17 protein-coding genes are annotated in these 20,401 nt (G+C 71.9%); 5 read left to right on the top strand and 12 right to left on the bottom strand.

All coding sequences use genetic code 11. The annotated features are described in order from the left end of the window. Positions 1-63: 63 nt before the first annotated feature. Together ACFQ7C_RS04740 and ACFQ7C_RS04735 are read left to right on the top strand one after the other, a co-directional pair. The gene (locus tag ACFQ7C_RS04740) at positions 64-1,740 is read left to right on the top strand and encodes an LLM class flavin-dependent oxidoreductase (protein WP_378898369.1); all 1,677 of its coding nucleotides are present in this window, start codon (positions 64-66) and stop codon (positions 1,738-1,740) included. A gap of 45 nt (positions 1,741-1,785) precedes the next feature. Further along, entirely contained in the window at positions 1,786-3,180 is a 1,395-nt protein-coding gene (locus ACFQ7C_RS04735; protein WP_378898368.1) for a D-alanyl-D-alanine carboxypeptidase family protein, read from the top strand. 14 nt (positions 3,181-3,194) lie between these two features. On the opposite strand, the gene ACFQ7C_RS04730 is transcribed toward ACFQ7C_RS04735, so the two are convergent. Next, positions 3,195-3,689, bottom strand: a complete 495-nt coding sequence (locus ACFQ7C_RS04730; protein ID WP_378898367.1) for a DUF1990 family protein — start codon at positions 3,687-3,689, stop codon at positions 3,195-3,197. Between the two features lie 222 nt (positions 3,690-3,911). On the opposite strand from ACFQ7C_RS04730, the gene ACFQ7C_RS04725 reads away from it, so the two are divergent. The 3 genes from ACFQ7C_RS04725 (at position 3,912) to ACFQ7C_RS04715 (ending at position 5,498) form a co-directional block, all read left to right on the top strand. Further along, positions 3,912-4,103 carry a hypothetical protein gene (locus ACFQ7C_RS04725; RefSeq protein WP_378898594.1) on the top strand — a complete coding sequence of 64 codons (192 nt, stop codon included), beginning with the start codon at positions 3,912-3,914 and terminating at the stop codon, positions 4,101-4,103. A 61-nt stretch (positions 4,104-4,164) separates the two neighbouring features. Then, a complete protein-coding gene (locus ACFQ7C_RS04720; RefSeq protein ID WP_378898366.1) occupies positions 4,165-5,013 on the top strand; it encodes a PhzF family phenazine biosynthesis protein in 849 nt (282 codons plus the stop codon). Positions 5,014-5,099: 86 nt separating this feature from the next. Beyond that, positions 5,100-5,498, top strand: coding sequence for an ester cyclase (locus ACFQ7C_RS04715; RefSeq protein ID WP_378898365.1), 399 nt, complete (start codon positions 5,100-5,102; stop codon positions 5,496-5,498). Here the strand turns inward: ACFQ7C_RS04715 and ACFQ7C_RS04710 are convergent. From ACFQ7C_RS04710 to ACFQ7C_RS04660, 11 genes are all read right to left on the bottom strand, one after another. Continuing rightward, complete coding sequence (locus tag ACFQ7C_RS04710; protein ID WP_378898364.1) at positions 5,443-7,062, bottom strand: MFS transporter; 1,620 nt, start codon at positions 7,060-7,062, stop codon at positions 5,443-5,445. The two genes, ACFQ7C_RS04715 and ACFQ7C_RS04710, sit on opposite strands and share 56 nt — an antisense overlap. Then, positions 7,059-8,144: an LLM class flavin-dependent oxidoreductase gene (locus tag ACFQ7C_RS04705; RefSeq protein ID WP_378898363.1), complete on the bottom strand. Its 1,086-nt coding sequence runs from the start codon at positions 8,142-8,144 to the stop codon at positions 7,059-7,061. The genes ACFQ7C_RS04710 and ACFQ7C_RS04705 overlap by 4 nt, the downstream gene beginning before the upstream one ends. After that, positions 8,141-9,013, bottom strand: a complete 873-nt coding sequence (locus ACFQ7C_RS04700; RefSeq protein WP_378898362.1) for a DUF1684 domain-containing protein — start codon at positions 9,011-9,013, stop codon at positions 8,141-8,143. Before ACFQ7C_RS04700 ends, ACFQ7C_RS04705 begins: the two co-directional genes overlap by 4 nt. Before the next feature lie 59 nt (positions 9,014-9,072). After that, a complete protein-coding gene (locus ACFQ7C_RS04695) occupies positions 9,073-10,452 on the bottom strand; it encodes a M20/M25/M40 family metallo-hydrolase (protein WP_378898361.1) in 1,380 nt (459 codons plus the stop codon). Continuing rightward, a complete protein-coding gene (locus ACFQ7C_RS04690) occupies positions 10,449-12,092 on the bottom strand; it encodes a dipeptide ABC transporter ATP-binding protein (RefSeq protein ID WP_378898360.1) in 1,644 nt (547 codons plus the stop codon). Before ACFQ7C_RS04690 ends, ACFQ7C_RS04695 begins: the two co-directional genes overlap by 4 nt. Continuing rightward, complete coding sequence (locus ACFQ7C_RS04685; RefSeq protein ID WP_378898359.1) at positions 12,089-13,063, bottom strand: ABC transporter permease; 975 nt, start codon at positions 13,061-13,063, stop codon at positions 12,089-12,091. The genes ACFQ7C_RS04690 and ACFQ7C_RS04685 overlap by 4 nt, the downstream gene beginning before the upstream one ends. Positions 13,064-13,074: 11 nt before the next feature. Further along, a complete protein-coding gene (locus tag ACFQ7C_RS04680) occupies positions 13,075-14,031 on the bottom strand; it encodes an ABC transporter permease (protein ID WP_378898358.1) in 957 nt (318 codons plus the stop codon). 47 nt (positions 14,032-14,078) lie between these two features. After that, positions 14,079-15,695 carry an ABC transporter substrate-binding protein gene (locus ACFQ7C_RS04675; protein WP_378898357.1) on the bottom strand — a complete coding sequence of 539 codons (1,617 nt, stop codon included), beginning with the start codon at positions 15,693-15,695 and terminating at the stop codon, positions 14,079-14,081. A 171-nt stretch (positions 15,696-15,866) separates the two neighbouring features. After that, positions 15,867-17,750, bottom strand: coding sequence for an FAD/NAD(P)-binding protein (locus ACFQ7C_RS04670; RefSeq protein WP_378898356.1), 1,884 nt, complete (start codon positions 17,748-17,750; stop codon positions 15,867-15,869). After that, the gene (locus ACFQ7C_RS04665) at positions 17,747-19,111 is read right to left on the bottom strand and encodes an NtaA/DmoA family FMN-dependent monooxygenase (protein WP_378898355.1); all 1,365 of its coding nucleotides are present in this window, start codon (positions 19,109-19,111) and stop codon (positions 17,747-17,749) included. Before ACFQ7C_RS04665 ends, ACFQ7C_RS04670 begins: the two co-directional genes overlap by 4 nt. Next, entirely contained in the window at positions 19,108-20,331 is a 1,224-nt protein-coding gene (locus ACFQ7C_RS04660) for an LLM class flavin-dependent oxidoreductase (protein ID WP_378898354.1), read from the bottom strand. Before ACFQ7C_RS04660 ends, ACFQ7C_RS04665 begins: the two co-directional genes overlap by 4 nt. Between the last annotated feature and the right edge of the window lie 70 nt (positions 20,332-20,401).

Here is a 20,401-nt window from a genome sequence, read left to right as displayed (position 1 = left end):
TCCGATTCTGTGCCGGTCTTCCCTCCCGCACCATCAGTACTGCGCCACCACCAGGGAGCACGCATGTCCCGCGTTCCGCTGTCCGTCCTCGATCTCTCGCCGTTCGGCTCGGGGCAGACGTCCGCCGACGGTCTCCGCGCCAGCATCGAGCTCGCGCAGGCGGCGGAGCGGCTCGGCTACCGGCGCTACTGGGTGGCTGAGCACCACTTCAACCCCGGCATCGCGGGCGCCGCGCCGCACGTGCTGCTGGCATCCGTCGCCGCCGTGACGCACAGCATCCGTGTCGGCACCGCCGCCACCATCATCGGCAACTACTCCCCGGCGCAGGTCGCGGAGGCGGCCGGCATCGTGGCGCAGCTGCACCCGGGCCGGTTCGACCTCGGCATCGGCCGCTCCGGATCGCGCAGCGCGGCGGCGACCGCGCTCCCCGCCGCGTCCGAGGACCGGGTCGTCGACGGGCTTCTGCTGCCCGCCGCCCGCCCGTTCGCGGGGTTCGACTCCGAGCGCTTCGTCGTGCAGGCGCGCCTGCTCGGGCGCACCGAGGCCGACGCCGAGCGCTTCGCCGACGACGTCGCCGACATCCTGTCGTTCTTCGACGGCACGTTCTCGCCGCCCGAGGACGTGCCGATCCACGTCACGCCCGCCGAGGGTGCCGACGTCGCCGTCTGGATCCACGGCTCCACCGCCGGTCCGAGCGCGCGCCTCGCCGGCGAGCTCGGCCTGCCCTTCGGCGCGAACTACCACGTCGCCCCCGGATTCGTGCTCGAGGCGATCGCGGAATACCGTGCCGCCTTCCGGCCCGGTCGCATCGCCGAGCCCTACGTCATCGTGTCGGTCGACGCCGTCGTCGCGGAGACGGATGCTGCCTCCCGCCGTCTCGCCGCGGGTTACGGTCGATGGGTGCACAGCATCCGCGCCGGCCAGGGCGCCGTCCCCTTCCCCTCGCCCGACGAGGCCGACGCCGAGCCGCTGACGGCCGACGAGCTCGCCGTGGTCCGCGACCGCCTCGACACGCAGTTCGTCGGGTCGCCCGAGACCGTGGTCGAGCGACTCGAGACGCTGCAGCGCGTGACCGGCGCCGACGAGCTCCTGGTCACGACGGTCACCCACGACCACGCAGACCGCGTGCGGTCGTACGAGCTGCTGGCCGAGGCGTGGGGCGACGGGCCGGAGCCGGCCGGGGCCGCCGGGGAGGCAGCATCCGTGTCTCCGGAGTGGTCCATTCGGCTCGTCCGCACGGAGGAGTACGAGCGCGCCGGTGAGGTGACCGCGGACGCGTACCTGTCGAGCTACGACAAGCTGTCCGACGAGTACGTCGCCTCGTTGCGCGACGTCGCGAGCCGTGTGGGCGGGGGCGACGTGTGGGTGGCCGTCGAGCCGGGCGGAGAGATCCTCGGGACGGTGTGGGTCGCGCGGCCGAACCGTCCGCTCGCCGAGATGGCGCAGCCTGGCGAGACGGACTTCCGGCAGCTCGCGGTGGCTCCTGCCGCCCGTGGCCGGGGCATCGGCGAGGCGCTCACCCGCCACGTCATCGACCTCGCGCGCGAGCGGGGCTCGCACCGCGTCGTGATGAACAGCGGCCCCGAGATGACCGGCGCCCACGCGCTGTACGCGAAGCTCGGCTTCGAGCGGCTGTCGGAGCGCGAGGGCGCGTGGGAGGTGCAGCCCGGCCGCTGGATCGAGCTGTACACGTTCGGCTACGACCTTGCGCCCGAGCCCGCGGTATCTCCGCCGGCGTGACGCAGACCCCTGTGGATGGGGTGAGACGGGGAGTCTCAATGCTGCATGATGGGTTCAGCATCGGGACGGGAGCCTTCCATTTCGACACCCCAGCAGCCGACCGACGAGCTCGAGGAGTTCACGCGGCTGATCAGCCAGGAGCAGATGTTCGGCGATCCGCCGCGCCGCGCGGTGGATCCGGTGGTGCGCCGCCGGCGCCGTCGCATCGGGCTGCTCGTCACCGCGATCGTGCTCGTGGTGCTGCTCGGCGTCCCGGGTGGATACGTGTGGTGGGCACTGACCGCGCCCCTGAGCGCACCCGTCGTCGAGACGCACGAGCCGCCCGTGACGGTGCCGGCGGCTGCGGCCGTCGCGCTCCCCTCTTCCGGCGCGGCCGCGATCGCGGTCGCGGGTGCCGACGAGTACCTCGGTGCGGGCGCGAGCGGCATCTGGGCGACGAGCGGCACGAGCGAACCGCAGTCGATCGCGAGCATCACGAAGGTCATCACGGCACTCGTGATCCTCGACAGGCATCCACTGGCGGATGCCGCGGATCCCGGGCCCACGATCACCTTCAGCAAGGCCGACCACGATCTCTACGACCAGTACTACGTGCGGGGCGCGACGATCGCGGCGATGCCCACGGGCAGCTCGCTGTCGCTGCACGACGCGATCGCGACGATGCTCATCCCCTCGGCGAGCAACTACGCCGAGGCCGTCTCCACCTGGGCCTTCGGTTCGCAGGGCGCCTTCCGCGGGGCCGCGCAGCGGTGGCTCGCCGCGAACGGCCTCACCGGCACGACCATCGTCGAGCCGACCGGTCTCGATCCGCGCAACACCAGCACCCCGGCCGACCTCATCGCGCTCGGGAAGATCGCGGCCGCGCATCCGGCCATCGCGAGCATCTCCGCGACCTCCTCCCTCACGCTGCCCGGTCCGGGGCGGATCGTGAACACCAACGACCTGCTCGGAAGCAACGGCATCACCGGCCTCAAGACGGGCAACCTCGGGGAGGGCACGTACAACCTGCTGTTCACCGCATCCGTTCCTGTCGGGACCGCACAGCCGCTCGCGGTGACCGGAGTGCTGCTCGGCGGAATGACGCGCGCCAACGTCAACCACAACGTGATGGCCCTGATCGACAGCATCCGTGCCGGCTTCCGTGAGGTCCCTGTCGCCGAGCGGGACCAGAAGGTCGGAACGATCACGACCCCGTGGGGTTCGTCGGCAGAAGTCGTGGTCTCCGACTACGTGACGATCTTCACGTGGTCCGACACCCCGATCTCGGTGGAGATGACGACGACGACCCCGAAGACCTACACGGACGGCGAGGTGGTCGGGAGCATCACGTGGACGGCGGGGCCGAACACGGTGACCGTTCCGATCGAGATCGAAGGCGCCATCGTTCCGCCGACGGACGAGTGGCGCCTCACGCACCCGGGGGAGCTCGGCGGGCAATAGCCGGGCCGGTGGCGTCAGCGGGTCGCGCGCAGGCGGAGTGCGCGGAGATAGCGGCGGCGAGCGACCGACTGCGCGACGAGCAGGACCGGGTAGAGCGCCCGCCAGTGCCCGCGACCGGGTCGTGTGAGTGAGCGGACGGTGAGGATCACCGCATCGCCCTCGCGGTGCACGATGAACGCCTCCTCTCCCGAGACCGGGTGGCCCGCGAGCGTGCGATAGGCGAAGCCGACGCGGTCGTCCTCGTCGACGACCGCGACCACCTCGACGGGCTCGCGCACCGACAGGCCGAACGGGTGCGCCACGATCGCCGGACGGTCACCCGATCGGACCGCCTGCTCCGGTGAGACGGTGAAGCCGCTGCGGGTCTTGACGCCCCACCTCAGCACCTCGGTCCGAGCCCAGGTCCAGATCTCCGGTCCGTCGCCGAGGCGGGTCGACTTCTCCCAGCGCCGGAAGCCTTCAGGGTGCTCGCGCCACTCCGCGCTCGCCGGCTGCGTCAATGACACCACGCTTCGATCCTGCCACCGCACTGGCCGGCGCGACCGCTCGTGGGGATAGTGGTCTATGGCCGCCGCGCCGCAGATGCCCACGGGGGAGGAATACCTCGCGTGCCTCGCGGAGACGCCGCGCACCATCGCCACGACGCATCGTGAACTGGCTGCTCGGCGACGGCTGAGCCCGCGCTCTGTCGCGCGGAGCGCCGCCGTCCTAGAGTCGGGGTCGTGAAGCGAATGTGGCCCTTCCTCGTGCCTGGCGTGATCCTGGTCCTCGTCGGGCTGGTGTGGACCCTGCAGGGCTTCAACGTGCTGGGCGGGTCGGCGATGAGCGGCTCCGCGCTGTGGGCGACGATCGGTCCGATCGTCCTCGTCGTCGGACTGGCACTGATCTGGATCGGGATCGCCCGCCGGCGCCGCGCACACTGATCGGCAGGAATCGGCCGCCGTGTGGCGACCGAGGCGCCTCGGGCTGACCTATCGTGACCAGATGAGCTCGATCGACATCCAGCGCTGGACCGCGTTCTCCTCAGATCCCGCGGGCGGGAACCCCGCGGGTGTCGTCCTCGATGCCGATGGATTGACGGATGCTGCGATGCTGGGCATCGCCGCCGACCTCGGGTACGCCGAGACGGCGTTCGTGACCGACGCCGGCAACGGGGCCGGGCGGGCGATCCGCTACTTCTCACCCCACGCCGAAGTGCCGTTCTGCGGCCACGCCACTGTCGCGGCGGCGGCAGCGATCGCCGAGGTCGAGGGCGATGGCCCGATCTCGTTCGAGACACCGGTCGGGGTCGTCGACATCGTCACCGCGACGCACGCCGACGCGGGCCGGCGCGTGTCGTTCACGAGCGTCGAGCCCGACATCGCCCCGCTGCTCGCCGATGCTCTGGCCGACGTGCTCGGCGCGATCGGGCTGTCGGACAAGGATCTGCACCCGGACTTCGCCCCGGCACAGGCGTTCGGCGGCAATTGGCACCCGCTCGTCGTGCTCGCCGATCGCGAGGTCTTCGACGGGTTCGCCATCGATCCCGACCGGGCGCGTGCGGTGCTCGACGCGCGGGGGTGGCCCGCGACCATGATCGTGCTGTGGCCCGAGAGCGCCGATCGGTGGCACGCCCGCAACGTCTTCCCCGTCGGGCCGATCATCGAGGATCCCGCGACCGGCGCGGCGGCGGCCGCGACCGGCGGCTACCTCCGCGCCACCCACGCACTGGAGGCGCCGGCGCGCGTCGTGATCCTCCAGGGCAGCCACGTCGGCCGCCCGAGCGAGCTCACCGTGGACATCCCCGCCGCGGGCGGGATCGTCGTGTCAGGAGCGGCTGCGCGCATCGGGTGACGCGCGCAGCGCGATCGCGCGGTGGCTCTGCGCGCCGACGAAGCGAGAGCGCGAGGGCGTTCTGGATCCCGCGGATAATGGCAGGGATGGAGCCCTGGGAGACCCATGAGTGGTACGCGGAATTCCTCGATGCCTGCAATCGTCACGACCTCGACGCGATCCGCGCGTTCGTCGCTCCCTCGGTCCGGCGGGCTCACCTCCCGGGCGGCGCGGACGCGTGGATCTCAGACATGGCCGACCTGTTCCACGCGTTCCCCGACTGGCGCTGGCGTCGCATCCAGCTGGTCGTGGAAGACGACCGCGTGGCCGCGCACCTGCGCGGCAACGGCACGCACCTGGGCGTCTTCCGCGGAGTCGCGCCGACCAGACGGCATGCCAATGTCGCGGAGTTCGCCATGTACCGAGTGGTGAACAGGCGCATCACCGAGTTCACAGGTTCGGGCGACTTCGAACTGCTCGCCCAGCTTCGCGACCCCGAACGATAGACCGCGCGGGCCCGGGGACGCCCGTCACGACCGCACCGCGCTCCGGGAACCGCTGCGCAGCGGCGCGCCGCTCGGCCCGTGTCCCCGCCCGCCGGAACGCGGGGTCGGCCGACGCGGCCAGCGCCACCGCCGAGCCCACCGCACAGGTCACCAGCGCGGCCTGCAGGGTCGCGGCGGTCGCGGTGCCGCTGGACGTGAGAAGGATGCCGGTGGCCAGGGCCACCAGGAAAGTCGCGGCCAGTCGCTGCGTGAGCTGCAGGAACGAAGCGGCGACGCCGTGCAGCTCGGCCGGCGCGAACGACAGGGTCGTGGCCCGCACCACCGGCTCGACGAGCCCGCCGCCGATCCCCAGCCCGATCTGGGCGCCGGCCGCGATGACGAACAGCACGCCGCCCGGCACGAGCGGCGCCACGACCGCCAGGCCCGCGAACAGCACGGCCTGCAGCCCGAGGCCCAGCCACACCGTCGCCGAGGAGCCGAGAAGCCCGACCACCCGCAGACTGAACAGCGATCCGGCCAGCCGGGCCAGCGCACCCGGTGCGAAGACGAGCGCGATCACCAGTGCCGACAGCGCCGGCGACTGCAGGAAGTAGAGGGTCACGGCGGACCCTGCCGCCATGCCGCTGCCGAACCACAGCAGCGCGACGACGTTCCCCACGACGAACCCGCGGGACCGCACCAGCGCCGGCGCGAACAGCGGAAGCCGCCCACGTCGCGCGTACCGGCGCTCCCACAGCACCAGCACGAGTCCCAGCACCACCGCGGCGCCAGCCACCGCCAGACCCGAGAGTCCTGAGAGTCCCGGCTCCACGACGGGCAGGGTCAGCGCCACCACCACGAGGCACAGCAGCACGATGCCCGGCAGGTCGAGCCAGACGCGCTCGGACCCCGACCCGTGCGGGCGCGCACGGGGCCCCGGCATCCCTCGCCATCCGAGCACGAATGCGGCGACCACCAGAGGCAGCGGCGTCAGCAGCACCACCCGCCACGCGACATCGGCGGGAGCGGCCCCGATCACCAGAGCCGCGAGCACCGGGCCGAGGACGCCCGCGAGACCGCCGACGGCGGTGTACGCGGCGAGGGCGCTCAGGCGCGACCTCCCGGTGAAGAGGTCCTGGATCGCGCCGAGCACCTGGGCGCTGATGACGCCGGCGCCGAGGCCCTGCACGAACCGCGCCGCCACGAGCACCCCGATCGTCGGCGCGACCACGGCGGCCACGCCGCCGACCAGGAAGATCCCCGAACCCACGAGGAACAGCAGCCGACGCCCGTAGACGTCGCCGAGCCGCCCCGACGGGATCAGTCCGAGCCCGAACGTCAGCGAGAACGACGCGAGCAGCCACTGCACGCCCGCGGTGGAGCCGCCGAGCGACGCGCTCACCGCCGGCGCCGCGTAGGTGATGACGACGGCGTCGAAGAGCGTCGCGAAGCCCGCCGCCAGACACGCCCAGAGCGCCGGCCATGCGTGCGACTGCTGCAGTTCCCTGCGGCCGCTGCGTCGCGGGACGCGGCGCTCGCCGGAGACTGCAGCAGTCGCGTCGCGGACCGCGCTCTCGGGACTCATGCGGTCGCGAGCTCGCGCTCCCGCTGACCGAGGGGGTCGGCATCCGTCCACAGCGCCGTCGGGAACTCCCGCCGCAGCACCGGCGCGACCTCCAGGGCGAACCGCTCGAGAATCTCGAGCTGCTGCGCGAACGGCACCGTCGTCGGCAGGCTGATCGACTGGAGGTCGTGCCCGAGCCGGCCGTGGAACCGCGCGATCTTGTCGATCACCTGCTGCGGTGTGCCGACGAGGGCGGGACCCTCGGCGACGGCGTGCTCGATGTCGCGGAACGGGGTGTTGTTCCCGGGCACGTTGGTGGCGGCGACGATGGCGTTATAGACCGGGCCGTACTGGGCGATCGCCTCCTCGGTCGTATCGGCGATGAAAAGCGCTCCCGATCCCGCGGCGACGAACGCGCCCGCGGCATCGTGGCCATGTCGCGCGTACTCGGAGCGGTAGTGGTCGACCAGCACGCCGTAGTTCTCGAGCGGCTGGATCGCGTTCGCGCTGAAGAGCGGATCGCCGAACTTCGCCGCCAGTCCTGCGGAGAACAGCGTCGTCGCCGACCCGTGCCACACGCGCGGCGCGCCGGCGAAAGGCCGCGGCAGCGTCGTCACGCCCGTCAGCGCCCGCGTGAACTCCGTGCCCGGCCACGTGACGTCCTCCTCGCGCCACAGCGTGCGGAGCAGCTCGTACTTCTCGGCGAGCAGCTCCCACTGGTCGTCGATGTCGAGTCCGAACAGCGGGAACTGCGCGACCTCGTTGCCCTTGCCGATCGTGATGTCGAGGCGTCCGCCAGAGAGCTGGTCGATCGTCGCGTAGTCCTCGGCGACGCGCACGGGATCCAGCACCGAGAGGACGGTCACGCCGGAATTGAGACGGATGCTGCGCGTCTGCGCCGCGATCGCACCCAGCAGCACCGTCGGCGACGAGGAGATGAAGTGGCCGGCATGGCGTTCGCCGATGGCCACAGCATCCAATCCCAGCTCCTCGGCGCGGATCGCCTGCTGGAGCGTCTCGGCGAAGCGCTCAGCGGGCGAGACCTGGCGGCCGGTGATCGGATCCGCGCGGTAGGGGACGATGTCGAGCAGCTGGAACCTCATGCGGCCACCCCCGGCGCGACGAGCGCGGCGTTCGAGATCACGCGTGCGAGCGGCGTCTTCTCGCCGGCCTCGATGCCGATCGGCAGGCGGTTGCCCTCCGGCGGCAGCGGGCACGTCGCGAAGTCCGTGTACGCGCACGGCAGGTTCACGGCGCGATTGAAGTCGATCGTGGTCCAGCCGTCGGCGTCCGGCGCGTCGATCCCCACCGAGCGGTTCGCGGCGTAGGTGGTGAGCCCGCTCGTCGCGTCGGTGAAGAGCACGAGCAGTGTGCCGGGCGCCTTGCCCTCGAACGCGGTGAGCGTGAACTCCTCGCCGCGCCACGAGAACTCGAGCACTCCCGGAGCGTCGTACACGTGCGTGAGGCCGTCGACGGCGGCGCCGACCTCGGTCGGCCGCGGGGCGTCGAACGGGCGGAAGCGCGCCACCACGCGCCAGCGCGGGTTCGGCACGTACGTCGGAGTGCCTGAGTACTCCGCGAGGAACGGGTGGTCGGCACGGCGGGGGCGCAGGATGGTGTGCCCGCCGCGGATCGCGATCTCGACCGCACCGGCGACGTCTCCGTCGGTGAAGGTGGGCGTGACGCTGCCGCGTTCGGCGATCTCACCGAACGCGTGGCTGCCGGTGATCGTCTCGCCGTCGAGCGTCAGGCTCTCGCCCTCGTCGAGCTCGACGACCACGCCGTCGGCGCCGAGGCTCCACGAGCCGGGCGCGCCCGGCAGCGTGATCGGGTCGGCGCCGAGCCAGTAGAGGCCCGTGATCGCGAAGAAGCCGAGGGAGTCGGCGCGCCGCGTCTCGTGCGTGCGGTGCCAGTCCTCCCATTCGCGCCCGAACACGGCGCGATCGACATCGGAGTTGAGGGTGGTGGTCATGGGTGCTCCTCGGTGGGGTGGATGGGGAACGGATGCTGCGGCCCGCGCAGCTTCCACGGTCAGGCGTTTGCGGGCTCCGACACGCGGGTGCGCGTCGCCGTGCTCGAGTCGGCGTGGAACGTGCGCACGGCGTGGTCGAGGGCGTCGACCGTGAGGGCGATCGAGTCGAGGTCGATGCGCTCGTCGTTGCCGTGGAAGAGGCGGCGGAAGGTGCCGTAGTCCCAGCGCTCGCTGAGCACGCCGAAGCCGTAGGCCGGGATGCCGCGGCGCCGGTAGAAACGGCCGTCGGTGCCGCCGACGCCGAGCATCGGCAGCAGCTCAGCAGACGGGTAGGCGCGGCGCACCGCGCTGCCGAGCGCGTCGAAGAGAGGCGTGTCGACGGATGAGATGGTCGATTCGCCGAACCAGTCGCCCTCGATCTCGATGTGCTCGATGAGGTCGCCGAGCGCGTCGCGGATGAGACCCTCGACGTCGTCGCGCGTGACGTCGGGCAGGATGCGGATGTCGAGCTGGACGGTGGCCGTGCCCGGGATGACGTTGCCCTTCTCGCCCGCGCGCACGATGGTGGGCGAGACCGTGGTGTGGGTCGAGGCGTGCGCGAATCCGTCGAGGTTGCCGAGGTGCGGCAGGCCGTCGTAGAACCGCCCGGGGTCGGTGAGGGCGGTGCGGGTCTCGGGGTCGAGGTCGAGCGCCTCGGCGTACGCGCGCCACTGCGGCGTGATGACGGTCGTTCCACGGTGCCGCGCGAGGCGGGTCACGGCCTCGGCCGCGATGACCGCGGCGTTGCGCGAACCCCACGGTGCAGAGCCGTGACCGGGCGCGCCGGTCACGCGCAGCAGACGGCCGGCCCCGCCCTTCTCGCCGACCATCACGCCGAGGTGCGGACGGGACCCTGCATGGGCGCCGCCGGATTCGGTGAGCACGTAGTCGGCGTCGATCAGGTCGAGGCGGTGCTCGGTGAGCCACCCGACGCCGAAGCGGCTGCCGTTCTCCTCGTCGGCGACGGCGGCGAAGATGAGGTCGCCGCGCGGACGGAACCCACCCGTCGCGATCGCACGGGTCACCACGGCGTACGCGGCGGTGAGGTTGAGCATGTCGATCGCGCCGCGTCCCCACAGCACGCCGTCGACGATCTCGCCGCCGAACGGGTCGCGCGTCCAGCCCGACGGCTCGACCGGCACCACGTCGGTGTGCCCGACGAGGGCGAGTGACGGCGCGGTCGGATCGGTGCCCTCGATGCGGATGATGAGCGACGCCCGGCCGGGGTGCGGCTCGACGACGACGCCCTCGAGCCCGGAACCCTCGAAGAAGCGCTGCAGCGTGCCCACCTGCAGGTACTCGTGCCCCGAGTCGGGGGTCCCGTCATTGACGGCCGCGTTGCGGATCAGCTCCTGCAACAGCTCGGTCGTCTGCTCGGCCAGTGTCGCGCGGGCGCTCATGCGACCGCCCCTTCCGCGAGCACGGGCGCCGACAGACTCGACCCCGGGATCGCCTCGATCAGCCTGCGCGTGTACTCCTCGCGCGGTGCGCTCAGCACCTGCGCGGTCGCGCCCTGCTCGACGATGCGCCCGTGCTGCATCACGGCAACGCGGTCCGAGATCTCGCGCACCACCGCGAGGTCGTGACTGATGAACAGGTACGACACCCCCACCTCGCGCTGCACGGCGGCGAGCAGGTCGAGGATCTGCGCCTGCACCGACACGTCGAGCGCCGACACGGCCTCGTCGAGCACGACGAGATCGGGGTGCAGCGCGAGAGCGCGCGCGATGGCGACGCGCTGCCGCTGACCGCCCGACAGCTCGGCCGGACGCCGCGACGCGGTGCTCGCCGGCAGCGCCACCTGCTCGATCAGCTCGCGCACGCGGTGCCCCCGCTCGGCTTTGCCGATGCCGTACGCGCGCAGCGGCTCGTCGATCACCTCGGCGATCGTGAACCGCGGGTCGAGCGATGCGAACGGGCTCTGGTAGACGAGCTGGAAGCGCCGGCGCAGCGCGCGCAGCTCTTCCCGACTCGCGGTGACGAGGTTGTTTCCGTCGAAACGGATGCTGCCCGCCGACGGCTTCTCGAGGCGCAGCGCCAGTCGCGCCGTCGTGCTCTTGCCCGATCCCGACTCGCCCACGATCGCGAGCGTCTCGCCGCGGTCGACGCGGAACGTCACGTCGTCGACGGCGAGGAGCTTCTCGCGCCCGGGGAGCGGAAACTCCTTGCGGAGACCCGTGACCTCCAGGAGCGGCGGGGAAGCAGCATCCGTGTCCGTCCGAAGCGGTCGCTCGAAAACCCGCGGGGTCCCGCCGCGCAGCCCGGGCGCCGCGGCGATCAGGGCGCGGGTGTACGGATGCTGCGGATCCTCCAGCACCTGGCGAGCGGCGCCGGTCTCGACGATCTCGCCGTTCTGCATCACGATGATGCGCTCGGCGCGGTCGGCGGCGACGCCGAGGTCGTGCGTGATGAGCAGCACGGCCGTGCCGAGCGTCGACGCCAGCGTGTCGATGTGGTCCAGGATCTGCTTCTGCACCGTGACGTCGAGGGCGCTCGTCGGCTCGTCGGCGATCACGAGCTTCGGCTCGGCGGCCAGCGCCGTGGCGATGAGCGCGCGCTGCTTCATGCCGCCGGAGAACTGGTGCGGGAACTGCTTGGCGCGTGCCTCGGGCTCTCCGATGCCGGCGAGGCGCAGCAGCTCGACGGCCTGCGCATCCGCGCCGCGGCGCGTGGCGAGCCCGTGGATCACGAGCGGCTCGCCCACCTGGCGACCCACGCGCTTGACCGGGTTGAGGCTCGTGGTCGGGTCCTGCGGGATGAGCCCGATCGCGCGACCGCGCACCTCACGCCAGGCGCGGCGCGAGAGCCCGGTGAGGTCGGTGCCGTCGAAGACGATCGAGCCGGCGTCCACCGCCGCATTCGAGGCGAGGAGGTGGATCACCGCGTGCGCGGTCGTGCTCTTGCCCGAGCCGGACTCGCCGACGATCGCGACGACCTCGCCGCGGTCGACGGTGAAGCTCACGTCGCGGACCGCCGGCTTCGGCTCGCCGCCCAGCGTGTACGAGACGGACAGGTTCGAGACCTCCAGCAGCGCGGTCATCGGATTCCTCCATTGCGCTCGAGGGCGCGCGAGATGCGGTTGGCCGACAGCACGACGGCGACGATGACGAGGCCCGGGAACGTGGTGAGCCACCACGCCACGGCGAGGTAGTCCCGCCCGCCGGCGACGAGCGAGCCCCACTCGGGCGTGGGCGGCGGTGCGCCGAAGCCGAGGAACGACAGCGACGAGATGGCGAGCACCATGACGCCGAACTCGAGGGCGGCAAGTGCGACGACGGGTCCGGATGCGTTCGGAAGCACGTGCCGGCGCAGCACCGTGTACCAGCGCACGCCCGAGACGTGCGCCGCCTCGACGTAGACGGCGGTCGCGATCTGCAGCACTTCGGCGCGCATGACGCGGGAGAACGAGGCGATGCTCGCGAGTCCGACCGCGATCGCGACGTTGAGGGTGCCGAAGCCGAGCGCGGTGATGAGGGCGAGCGAGAGCAGCAGGCTCGGGATCGCGAGCAGCACGTCCATGAAGCGCATGATCGCGTCGTCGACGAAGCCGCGGAGGAAGCCGGCGAGCAGCCCGAACAGCGAGCCGACCGCGAGCCCTACGATGACCGCGACGGAGGTCGCGGCGAGCGACGTCGCTGATCCGTAGACGACGCGGGCGTAGAGGTCGCGCCCGAGGTTGTCGGTGCCGAAGAGGTGCTCGGGGCTCGGCGGCAGCAGGCGGTCCTGGGGGACGCCGACGATCGGATCCCACGCCGTGAACCACGAGGGCACCAGCGCCCACAGCGTCACGAGGGCGAGCACGAGGATCGATGCGACGAGGGTCGGCTGCTTGAGCACGGCGATCACCGGGCGCAGTGCGGCGCGGCGGGTCGCAGCATCCGTTCGCTCGTCACGAGAAGCCGCGTGCGGGCCGCCCGACGGATCGGCGTCGGGGTCGACGATCGACTCGAGGAAGGGGTCGTGCGGCTCAAGGGTGCGCGCGGGAGGGGCGAGCACGTTCTCGACGGTCATGACTGCTCCTGTCAGGCTGCGACGAACGCCGTGCGGGCGAGCGTGATGCGGCGGTCGATGAGGGGGTAGACGAGGTCGACGACGAGGTTCGCGACCACGAAGACGAGGGCGGCGAAGACCACCACGGTCTGCACGACGGGCACGTCGCGGTTGTTGACGGCGGTGACGACGAGGCGGCCGATGCCGAGGCGCGAGAACACGGTCTCGGTGACGACGGCGCCCGAGAGCAGGCCGCCGATGAGCACGCCGACCATGGTGAGCGAGGGGATCGCCGCGTTGCGGAACGCGTGGCCGAGCTGCACGCGGCGCTCGCTCGCGCCCTTGGCGCGGACGATCTCGACGTACGGCTGGGCGAGCGTGGAGCGGAGGCTCCGCGACAGCAGCTGCGCGATGAACGCGCCCGAGGGGATCGCGATGGTGATCGCCGGGAGGACGAGGCTCTCGAAGCCTTCATCGCCCATCGAGGGGAAGAGGCGGATGCGGAACGAGAAGGCCTGCAGCAGCAGGAGGCCGATCCAGAACACCGGGATCGAGACGCCCAGCGGCGGCAGCGACGACAGCAGGTTGCGCAGCCACTGCGCGCGGGCGAGGGACGCCGAGAGTGCGAGGACGATGCCGAACACGACCGACAGCACGAATGCGAAGGCGGTCAGCGCGAGCGTCGGAGGGAGGGCCTCGAGGAGCAGATCGGATGCCGGCCGCCCGGTCTGCGTCGACACTCCGAAGTCGCCGGTCAGCGCCTTGCCCAGGGCGACGAGGTACTGCTCCCACAGCGGGCGATCGAGCCCGAGCTCGCTGCGCAGCTGTGCCACGAGCTCGGGGTCGATGGCCTCCTGGTCGCCGCCGCCCGCGAACAGCGTCGCGGCGTCGCCGGGGAGGAGGTACAGGATGAGGAACGAGATCGTGTACGCGGCCCACAGGACCACGAGGCCCTGACCGATCCTCCGGGCGATGTAGCTCAGCCACATGATCTCGCTCCTCATCCCTCTCTGTGCGTGCGGTTCTTGCTCGGTGCTTACTCGGCGATCCAGGCGTCGTAGAAGTCCAGGCGGCTGGATGCCTCGAACGTCAGACCCTGCACCTTCGACGCGGCCGTGATGGTGGTCGACAGCTGGTAGATCGGGATCGAGTAGCCGCCGGTGATGAGCAGCTCCGCGGCCTCGTCGACGACCTTCTGGCGCTCGGCGGGGTCGATGATGGCGGCCTGCTCGTCGAGCAGCTCGTCGATCTCGTCGGGCTCGGTGCGCTTGGTCGCGTTGTTGGTGCCGCTGACCGAGAACACCGTGCGGAGCACGTCGGGATCGGCGCGGGTCAGGTTGCCGTACGAGAAGTCGTACGTGCCGTCGGCGTTCGCGGCCTGCACGTCGGCGATGCTCGCGAAGGTCAGCTGCAGGTCGATGCCGATCTGGCGCAGCTGCTGCTGCACGAGCTCGAGCACCTCCTTGGGCGACTGCCAGTAGGTCACGTGGAAGCTGAGCTTCTCGCCGTCCTTCTCGCGGATGCCGTCCTCGCCCTCGGTCCAGCCCGACTCCTCGAGGAGCTCTGCGGCGGCCTCGGGGTCGTACTCGAGCACGTCGCTCAGATCGGTGAAGTACGGCGTCGACGACGCGAGCGGCGACACGGCCGGCAGGTCGTCCGGGCCGAGCAGCGTCGACGTGATCTGCTCGCGGTCGATGCCCTTCTGGATCGCGAGGCGCACGTTCTCGTCGGCGAGCTTCTCGGTCGACTGGTTCGCGTACAGGTTGTAGACCGAGCCGGGGTTGGCGCGATTGAGCGACCAGAAGTCATCGCCCTCGAACAGCACGGCGTCGGCCGTCGCGATGCCCGTGGTCGCGTCGATCTGGCCCGACTGCAGGCTGCCGGTGCGGTTGCCCGACTCGGGCACGACCTTGTACGTGATGGTGTCGAGGTACGCCTCGCCGGTGTGGCCGGCGGTCGACGGTCCCCACTCGTAGCCGTCGCGGCGCTCGAGCACGGCGCCCTCGTTGGGGGTGTAGCTCTGCACCGAGAACGGACCCGAGCCGATGAAGTCGCCGAGGCAGCGGTCGGCCTGGCTCACCGCGGCTGTCGCGGGCGACAGCAGCCCGAGCGAGAAGGTCGACGTCGCCTGCAGGAACTGCGCGCTCGGCTCCGAGAAGTTGACGATGACCGTGTGCTCGTCCGGCACCTCTACGCTCTCGAGGTCGGCGAGGTACGACGAGCCGAGGCTGGCCTTCGCGCCCAGCGCCTGGATGGCCTCGAAATTCGTCTTGACGGATGCCGCGTCGATGGGCTCGCCGTCGGCGTACGTGGGACCGTCCTGCAGCGTGAACGTGAAGCTCGTGGCGTCGTCGTTCACCTCGTAGTCGGTGGCGAGCCACGGCAGGATCTCGCCGGTCTCGGGGTCCTGGATCGTCAGGGACGCGACGGTCTGGCGCGCAATGGCGATCGCGTCGTTGTTGCCGACCTGCTGGGGGTCGATGCACTGGCTGTCGACCGAGATCGCGAAGGTCAGGTTGCCGCCCGAGACGGGCTCCGCCTCGGCGGATGCGGTGGGTGCGGCGTCGCCGGCGCCGGTCGCGCACGCGGTGAGCGCGAGCGCGACGACGCCGATCGCCGCGAGCGCGGCGGTGCGGGGTCGGGTGAACGACATGGTGTCTCCAGAAGCTGTGGCGGGCGAGTTGCGGCGATGGTGCCGGCTCGTGGTCTCAGCGTCTCGGAGACGCGGTGTGGCGCTCGATCGGTGATGTCACGCGGCGTGAATGACGGTCGCGCACGGTCACGCGCCGTCATTCGGCGTCACATCGGGTGCGCTCTACCGGGGCTACGAGCCGACGGGCACCGACACGGCGAGACGCGCGGCGATCGCGCCCGCCACGACGTCCGTCTGGCGCAGCGACAGCGAGTTCGCCGCCGGCCGGGTGAACGCGCCGGCCTCGGTCTGCGAGGTGAAGGGGCCGATCGCGAACAGCGTGTCGTGCGGGGAGCCGTCGGGCCGCAGCACGCGTCCGTCCTCGGTGACGCGCACGCGTCCGAGTGAGCCGTCGTACTCGGCATCCGTCACCCGCAGCTCGCTGCCGTGCACCGTGGCGAGCTCGCGCAGCACGCCGTTGGTGCTCAGCGCGGCGTCGGCGGCGGGCAGCCACGCGTCGACGAGCGCCCCGGCGACCGTCTCGCCCGGAACGCGGGGAGCGGATGCTGCGAACCCGCGCGGCTCGACCGCCACCTCGACGTCGGGCCCGAGGAAGCGCACGACCCCGGCGGCGGCGAGCGCGAGCAGCTCCTCGAGCCGGTGAGGGGGCGGACCGCTCGCGAGATAGCTGAAGAACGTGTGCCATCGGACGGGCAGGGTGTACGCGCGGGAGCGGGCGGTGAAGCGCTCCTTGGGGATCTCGGCCAGCGCCATGAACGACAGCAGCGCCGCGATGAACACGCCCTGTGCGGGGCTGCGCTCCTGCGTCGTGCGCAGCTGCAGGTCGTCGGCGATGTGCGCGCGCACGCGGCGCTGCAGGTCGCCGGCGTCGGTGAACTGCGCGTCGGCGAACGGCCGGTCGAACGCGGCGACGTCGAACCGGTCGAGCGGATCGGGCACGACCGCGGCGATCGCGGTGCGCAGGGCGGGGTCGTCCCACGCGTGCGCCTGCAGCACCGGGCGGAACTCCTCCCACGTGCTCGCCACCCGGTCCGGGTGCCCCGTGAAGAGCTCCCGGTAGTGCCCGTGCAGCAGCTCCGCGGCCACGAGCGGCCACACGTCGCGATCGAAGTCGATCGGTCGGCCGGTGTCGACGAGAGCGGCGATCGCCTGCGGGGTGAGCACGTCGCGCTGCGGCGGGTCGCCCTGCAGGGTCGAGGTCACCTTGGAGCGATACGGAACGCCGCGCCGCGAGCCGAGGTGCAGCCGGGGCTCCTGGCCCGACGGCAGGTAGCGCAGCGCCCCGTCGGCATCGCGGTCGAACCGTCCGCCGCGTCCGTGGGTGAGGAGCACCACGAGGTCGACGGCCGCGAGTCCCATGCCGCGCACGATCACGTCCGTACCCGGGGCCAGTCGCGACAGGTCGGCGTCCGCGGTGAACGCCGGGCCCACGTACGTGAGCCCCTCCCGCGCCGCAGCCACGGCGAGGGCTGTCGTCGCGGGGTCGGGCTCGCGCTCGGTGTGGCCCAGGCAGTAGGCGACAGCATCCGTCTCGATCTCGCGACCGCTCTCGAGCGAGACCGCGTGCCGTCCATCGGCGGTCGCCCGTACCGACGCCACGGTGTCGGCGTGCAGCCGGACGCGCACGCCCTCCGGCGCGCTCGCCGCGGTGCGGCGGAAGAACCAGTCGAGGTAGTGGCTGTGCAGGCGCCGCGTCGGGAAGCCCTCGGGCGCGAGGGCGCGGGCCTCGGCGGCCGACAGCTCGTCGAGGTCGACGTCGAGGAGCTCACCGGCGCGCCACTGCTCGATCCACTCGCTGAGCGACGGACCCGGGCGCACCGGCCCGTCGATCGTGCAGCTGTCGTCGGTGAACACCGTGACGTCGCGGGTCATCGAGTTGAGCTTCAGAAGAGGCGACTGCGCGTGTCGCCAGATGCGGCCGGCACCGGGGGGATGCGGGTCGACGAGGTCGATGTCGAGCAGCGTGTGCTCGTCCGCGCGCGCCAGCACGCGTTCGAGGAGCATGATCGCCCGGGGGCCGGCTCCGACGAACAGCAGGCGCGCGCGGCCCGTCATCGTGCCGCGAGGGCCGGTGCCGCAACCGGCGACGGAAGGCCGAGCAGGTCGCGCAGCGTGGCGCCCTCGTCGTACGACCGGCGGTACGAGCCGCGCTCCTGCAGGAGCGGCACGACGCGCTCGGCGAACTCGTCCAGCCCGTGCGGCGTCAGGTGCCCGACGACGGTGAAGCCGTCCGTCGCGCGCTCCTGCACGTAACGGTCGATCTCGGCGGCGATGCGGTCGGGCGTGCCGACGAAGGTCGGGGTGGCCGTGAGGCGGATGACGGTCTCACGGATGCTGAGCCCCTCGGTCTCCGACAGCTGCCGCAGCTTCGCGATCCTGGCTCGCACCGCCGCGTGCCGGTTCGCCCAGCCGCGCGCCGTCTCGTTCCCGGTGTCGGGGTCGACGTCGGGCAGCGGCCCGTCGGGGTCGTAGCCGCTCAGGTCGCGGCCCCACACCTGCTCGACGTACGTGAGCGCGACCTCGGGACGCACCTGCTGCAGTGCGACCTCGCGGGCGCGCTCGCGGGCGTCCGCCTCGGTGTCGCCCAGCGAGAAGGTCACCGCCGGGAGGATCTTGAGCGAGTCCTCGTCGCGGCCGTACTGGGCCAGGCGTCCCTTGACGTCGCCGTAGAACGCGCGCGCGTCCTCGAACTCCTGATGCAGCGAGAAGATCACCTCGGCGTGCTCGGCGCCGAACGTGCGCCCGTCGGCGGAGTCGCCGGCCTGCACGATGACCGGGCGTCCCTGCGGGGAGCGGGGCACGTCGAACAGCGCGTCGACGTCGAACTGCGGGCCGCTGTGGCGCACGCGCGCCGGAACGCCGTCGTCGAGGAAGACGCCGGTGGCAGCATCCGCTCGCACGTCGCCCTCTGCCCACGAATCCCACAGCTCCTTCGCGAGCGCCGCGAACTCGCGCGCGCGCTCGTAGCGGTCGGCGTGGTCGAGGTAGCCGCCGCGGCGGAAGTTCGCCCCGTGGAAGGCGTCGGAGCTGGTGACGGCGTTCCAGCCGGCCCGGCCGCCCGACAGGTGGTCGAGGGTCGCGAGCTCACGCGCCAGCTCATAGGGCTCGTTGAACGTCGTGTTGAGCGTGCCGACCACGCCGATGTGCTCGGTGATCGCGGCGACCGCCGCGAGGATCGACAGCGTGTTGGGGCGACCGAGCACGTCGAGCTCGTGGATGCGGCCCTTGTGCTCGCGCAGGCGCAGGCCCTCGGCGAGGAAGACGTAGTCGAACAGTCCGCGTTCGGCCGTTGCGGCGAAGTGCTCGAACGACGAGAAGTCGATCTGGCTGCCCGCCGTCGGGTCCGTCCAGACTGTCGTGCTGTTGACGCCGGGGAAGTGGGCGGCGAGGTGGATCTGACGGATGCTGCGGCTCACAGCGCGACCTTCTCTCGGACGTAGCGGCTCTCGGGGCGGGCGAGGTCGAGGCGGGCGCGCAGGGACCCAGCTCCGTCGTCCTCGCGGAGTGTGCCGGTCGAACGCAGCAGCGGCACGACCTTCTCGGTGATCGCGACGACATCGGCGGGCTGGCGCGCGGGGCGCAGGCGCACACCGTCGACGCCCGCCGCGGCGAGTTCCCGCACCGCGTCCGCGACATCGCCGGGCGTGCCTGCGACGACGCGCGCGTCGGACGCGAGCGGCGCACCGTCCCACTCGTCGAGGCGTGCCAGCGCATCGCGCGCCGCGGCCTCCGAGTCTTCGACCAGTACGAGCAGGTCGGCGAAGACACGCAGGCGCTCGTCGCCCGTTCGCAGGTCGTCGGCGGCAGCATCCAGCTCCGAAAGGATGCCGGGCAGGGTGAAGCCGGGCCGCTCCGTCTCGTCGACGGGGGTGACGAAGACCAGGTCCGCATGTTCCGCGGCGAGGCGGTACGGCACGGTCTGGTGCGCGAGCACCGTGATCAGCGGCCGGCCCTGCGGCGACCGGGGCACGATCGAGGCGCCCGTCACGGAGAAGAACTCGCCCTCGAACTCGATGTTGTGCACGCGGTCGGCGTCGAGGAAGCGGCTGGTCGCAGCATCCCTGATGATGGCGTCGTCCTGCCACGAGTCCCACAGGCGCGACAGCACGTCGGCGAACTCGCCGGCCTCGCGGAAGGCCGCGAGAATCTCAGGGGAGTCCTCGACGCGACCCGACGCGGGGATGGCGTCGACACCCGACGTGCGGCGGCCGAAGTTGGCGCGCTCGGCGGCCGACGCGCCCGCGACGAGCCGCACGCCGGCGCGGCCGCGGCTGGCGAAGTCGAGCGTCTGGATGCCGGTGGCGACATGGAAGGGCTCGGGGTGCGCCGTCGTGACGGTCGGCACGAGGCCGATGCGGCGCGTCAGCGGCGCGGCATACGACGCGATGAGCACGGCGTCGAGGCGGCCCCGCACCCGGTCGCGGCGGAGGCCGTCGGCCGGCTCGAACCGGTCGGTGAGCGCGAGGGCGTCCTCGATCGTGGCCAGGGCGATGCCGGCGTCGTCGGCCGTGCGCAGCAGGTCGCGCCAATACCGCGCCGACGTGAGCTCGTGCGGGCGCGCTGTGGCCTCGCGCCACGCGGCGGGGTGCCAGCCGGCGCGTTCGAGGGCGATGGCGAGGTGAACCTGATCGGTCACGGGAGTTCTCCTTCTTTCGCACGAGGCGATCCGCTCTTCACGATTCCCGCGGCGTCATGCGCGCGTCCAA

This window comes from Microbacterium sp. NPDC056569 (genome assembly GCF_042793475.1).
GTDB lineage: Bacteria > Actinomycetota > Actinomycetes > Actinomycetales > Microbacteriaceae > Microbacterium.
This window is presented reverse-complemented; position numbering and strand designations above follow the sequence as displayed.

Excerpts from the sequence above, each read along its gene's own strand:
- ACFQ7C_RS04740 (WP_378898369.1), top strand. The coding sequence starts at position 64 with ATGTCCCGCGTTCCGCTGTCCGTCCTCGATCTCTCGCCGTTCGGCTCG.
- ACFQ7C_RS04735 (WP_378898368.1), top strand. The coding sequence starts at position 1,786 with ATGATGGGTTCAGCATCGGGACGGGAGCCTTCCATTTCGACACCCCAG.
- ACFQ7C_RS04725 (WP_378898594.1), top strand. The coding sequence starts at position 3,912 with ATGTGGCCCTTCCTCGTGCCTGGCGTGATCCTGGTCCTCGTCGGGCTG.
- ACFQ7C_RS04720 (WP_378898366.1), top strand. The coding sequence starts at position 4,165 with ATGAGCTCGATCGACATCCAGCGCTGGACCGCGTTCTCCTCAGATCCC.
- ACFQ7C_RS04715 (WP_378898365.1), top strand. The coding sequence starts at position 5,100 with ATGGAGCCCTGGGAGACCCATGAGTGGTACGCGGAATTCCTCGATGCC.
- ACFQ7C_RS04710 (WP_378898364.1), bottom strand. The coding sequence starts at position 7,062 with ATGAGTCCCGAGAGCGCGGTCCGCGACGCGACTGCTGCAGTCTCCGGC.
- ACFQ7C_RS04705 (WP_378898363.1), bottom strand. The coding sequence starts at position 8,144 with ATGAGGTTCCAGCTGCTCGACATCGTCCCCTACCGCGCGGATCCGATC.
- ACFQ7C_RS04700 (WP_378898362.1), bottom strand. The coding sequence starts at position 9,013 with ATGACCACCACCCTCAACTCCGATGTCGATCGCGCCGTGTTCGGGCGC.
- ACFQ7C_RS04695 (WP_378898361.1), bottom strand. The coding sequence starts at position 10,452 with ATGAGCGCCCGCGCGACACTGGCCGAGCAGACGACCGAGCTGTTGCAG.
- ACFQ7C_RS04690 (WP_378898360.1), bottom strand. The coding sequence starts at position 12,092 with ATGACCGCGCTGCTGGAGGTCTCGAACCTGTCCGTCTCGTACACGCTG.
- ACFQ7C_RS04685 (WP_378898359.1), bottom strand. The coding sequence starts at position 13,063 with ATGACCGTCGAGAACGTGCTCGCCCCTCCCGCGCGCACCCTTGAGCCG.
- ACFQ7C_RS04680 (WP_378898358.1), bottom strand. The coding sequence starts at position 14,031 with ATGTGGCTGAGCTACATCGCCCGGAGGATCGGTCAGGGCCTCGTGGTC.
- ACFQ7C_RS04675 (WP_378898357.1), bottom strand. The coding sequence starts at position 15,695 with ATGTCGTTCACCCGACCCCGCACCGCCGCGCTCGCGGCGATCGGCGTC.
- ACFQ7C_RS04670 (WP_378898356.1), bottom strand. The coding sequence starts at position 17,750 with ATGACGGGCCGCGCGCGCCTGCTGTTCGTCGGAGCCGGCCCCCGGGCG.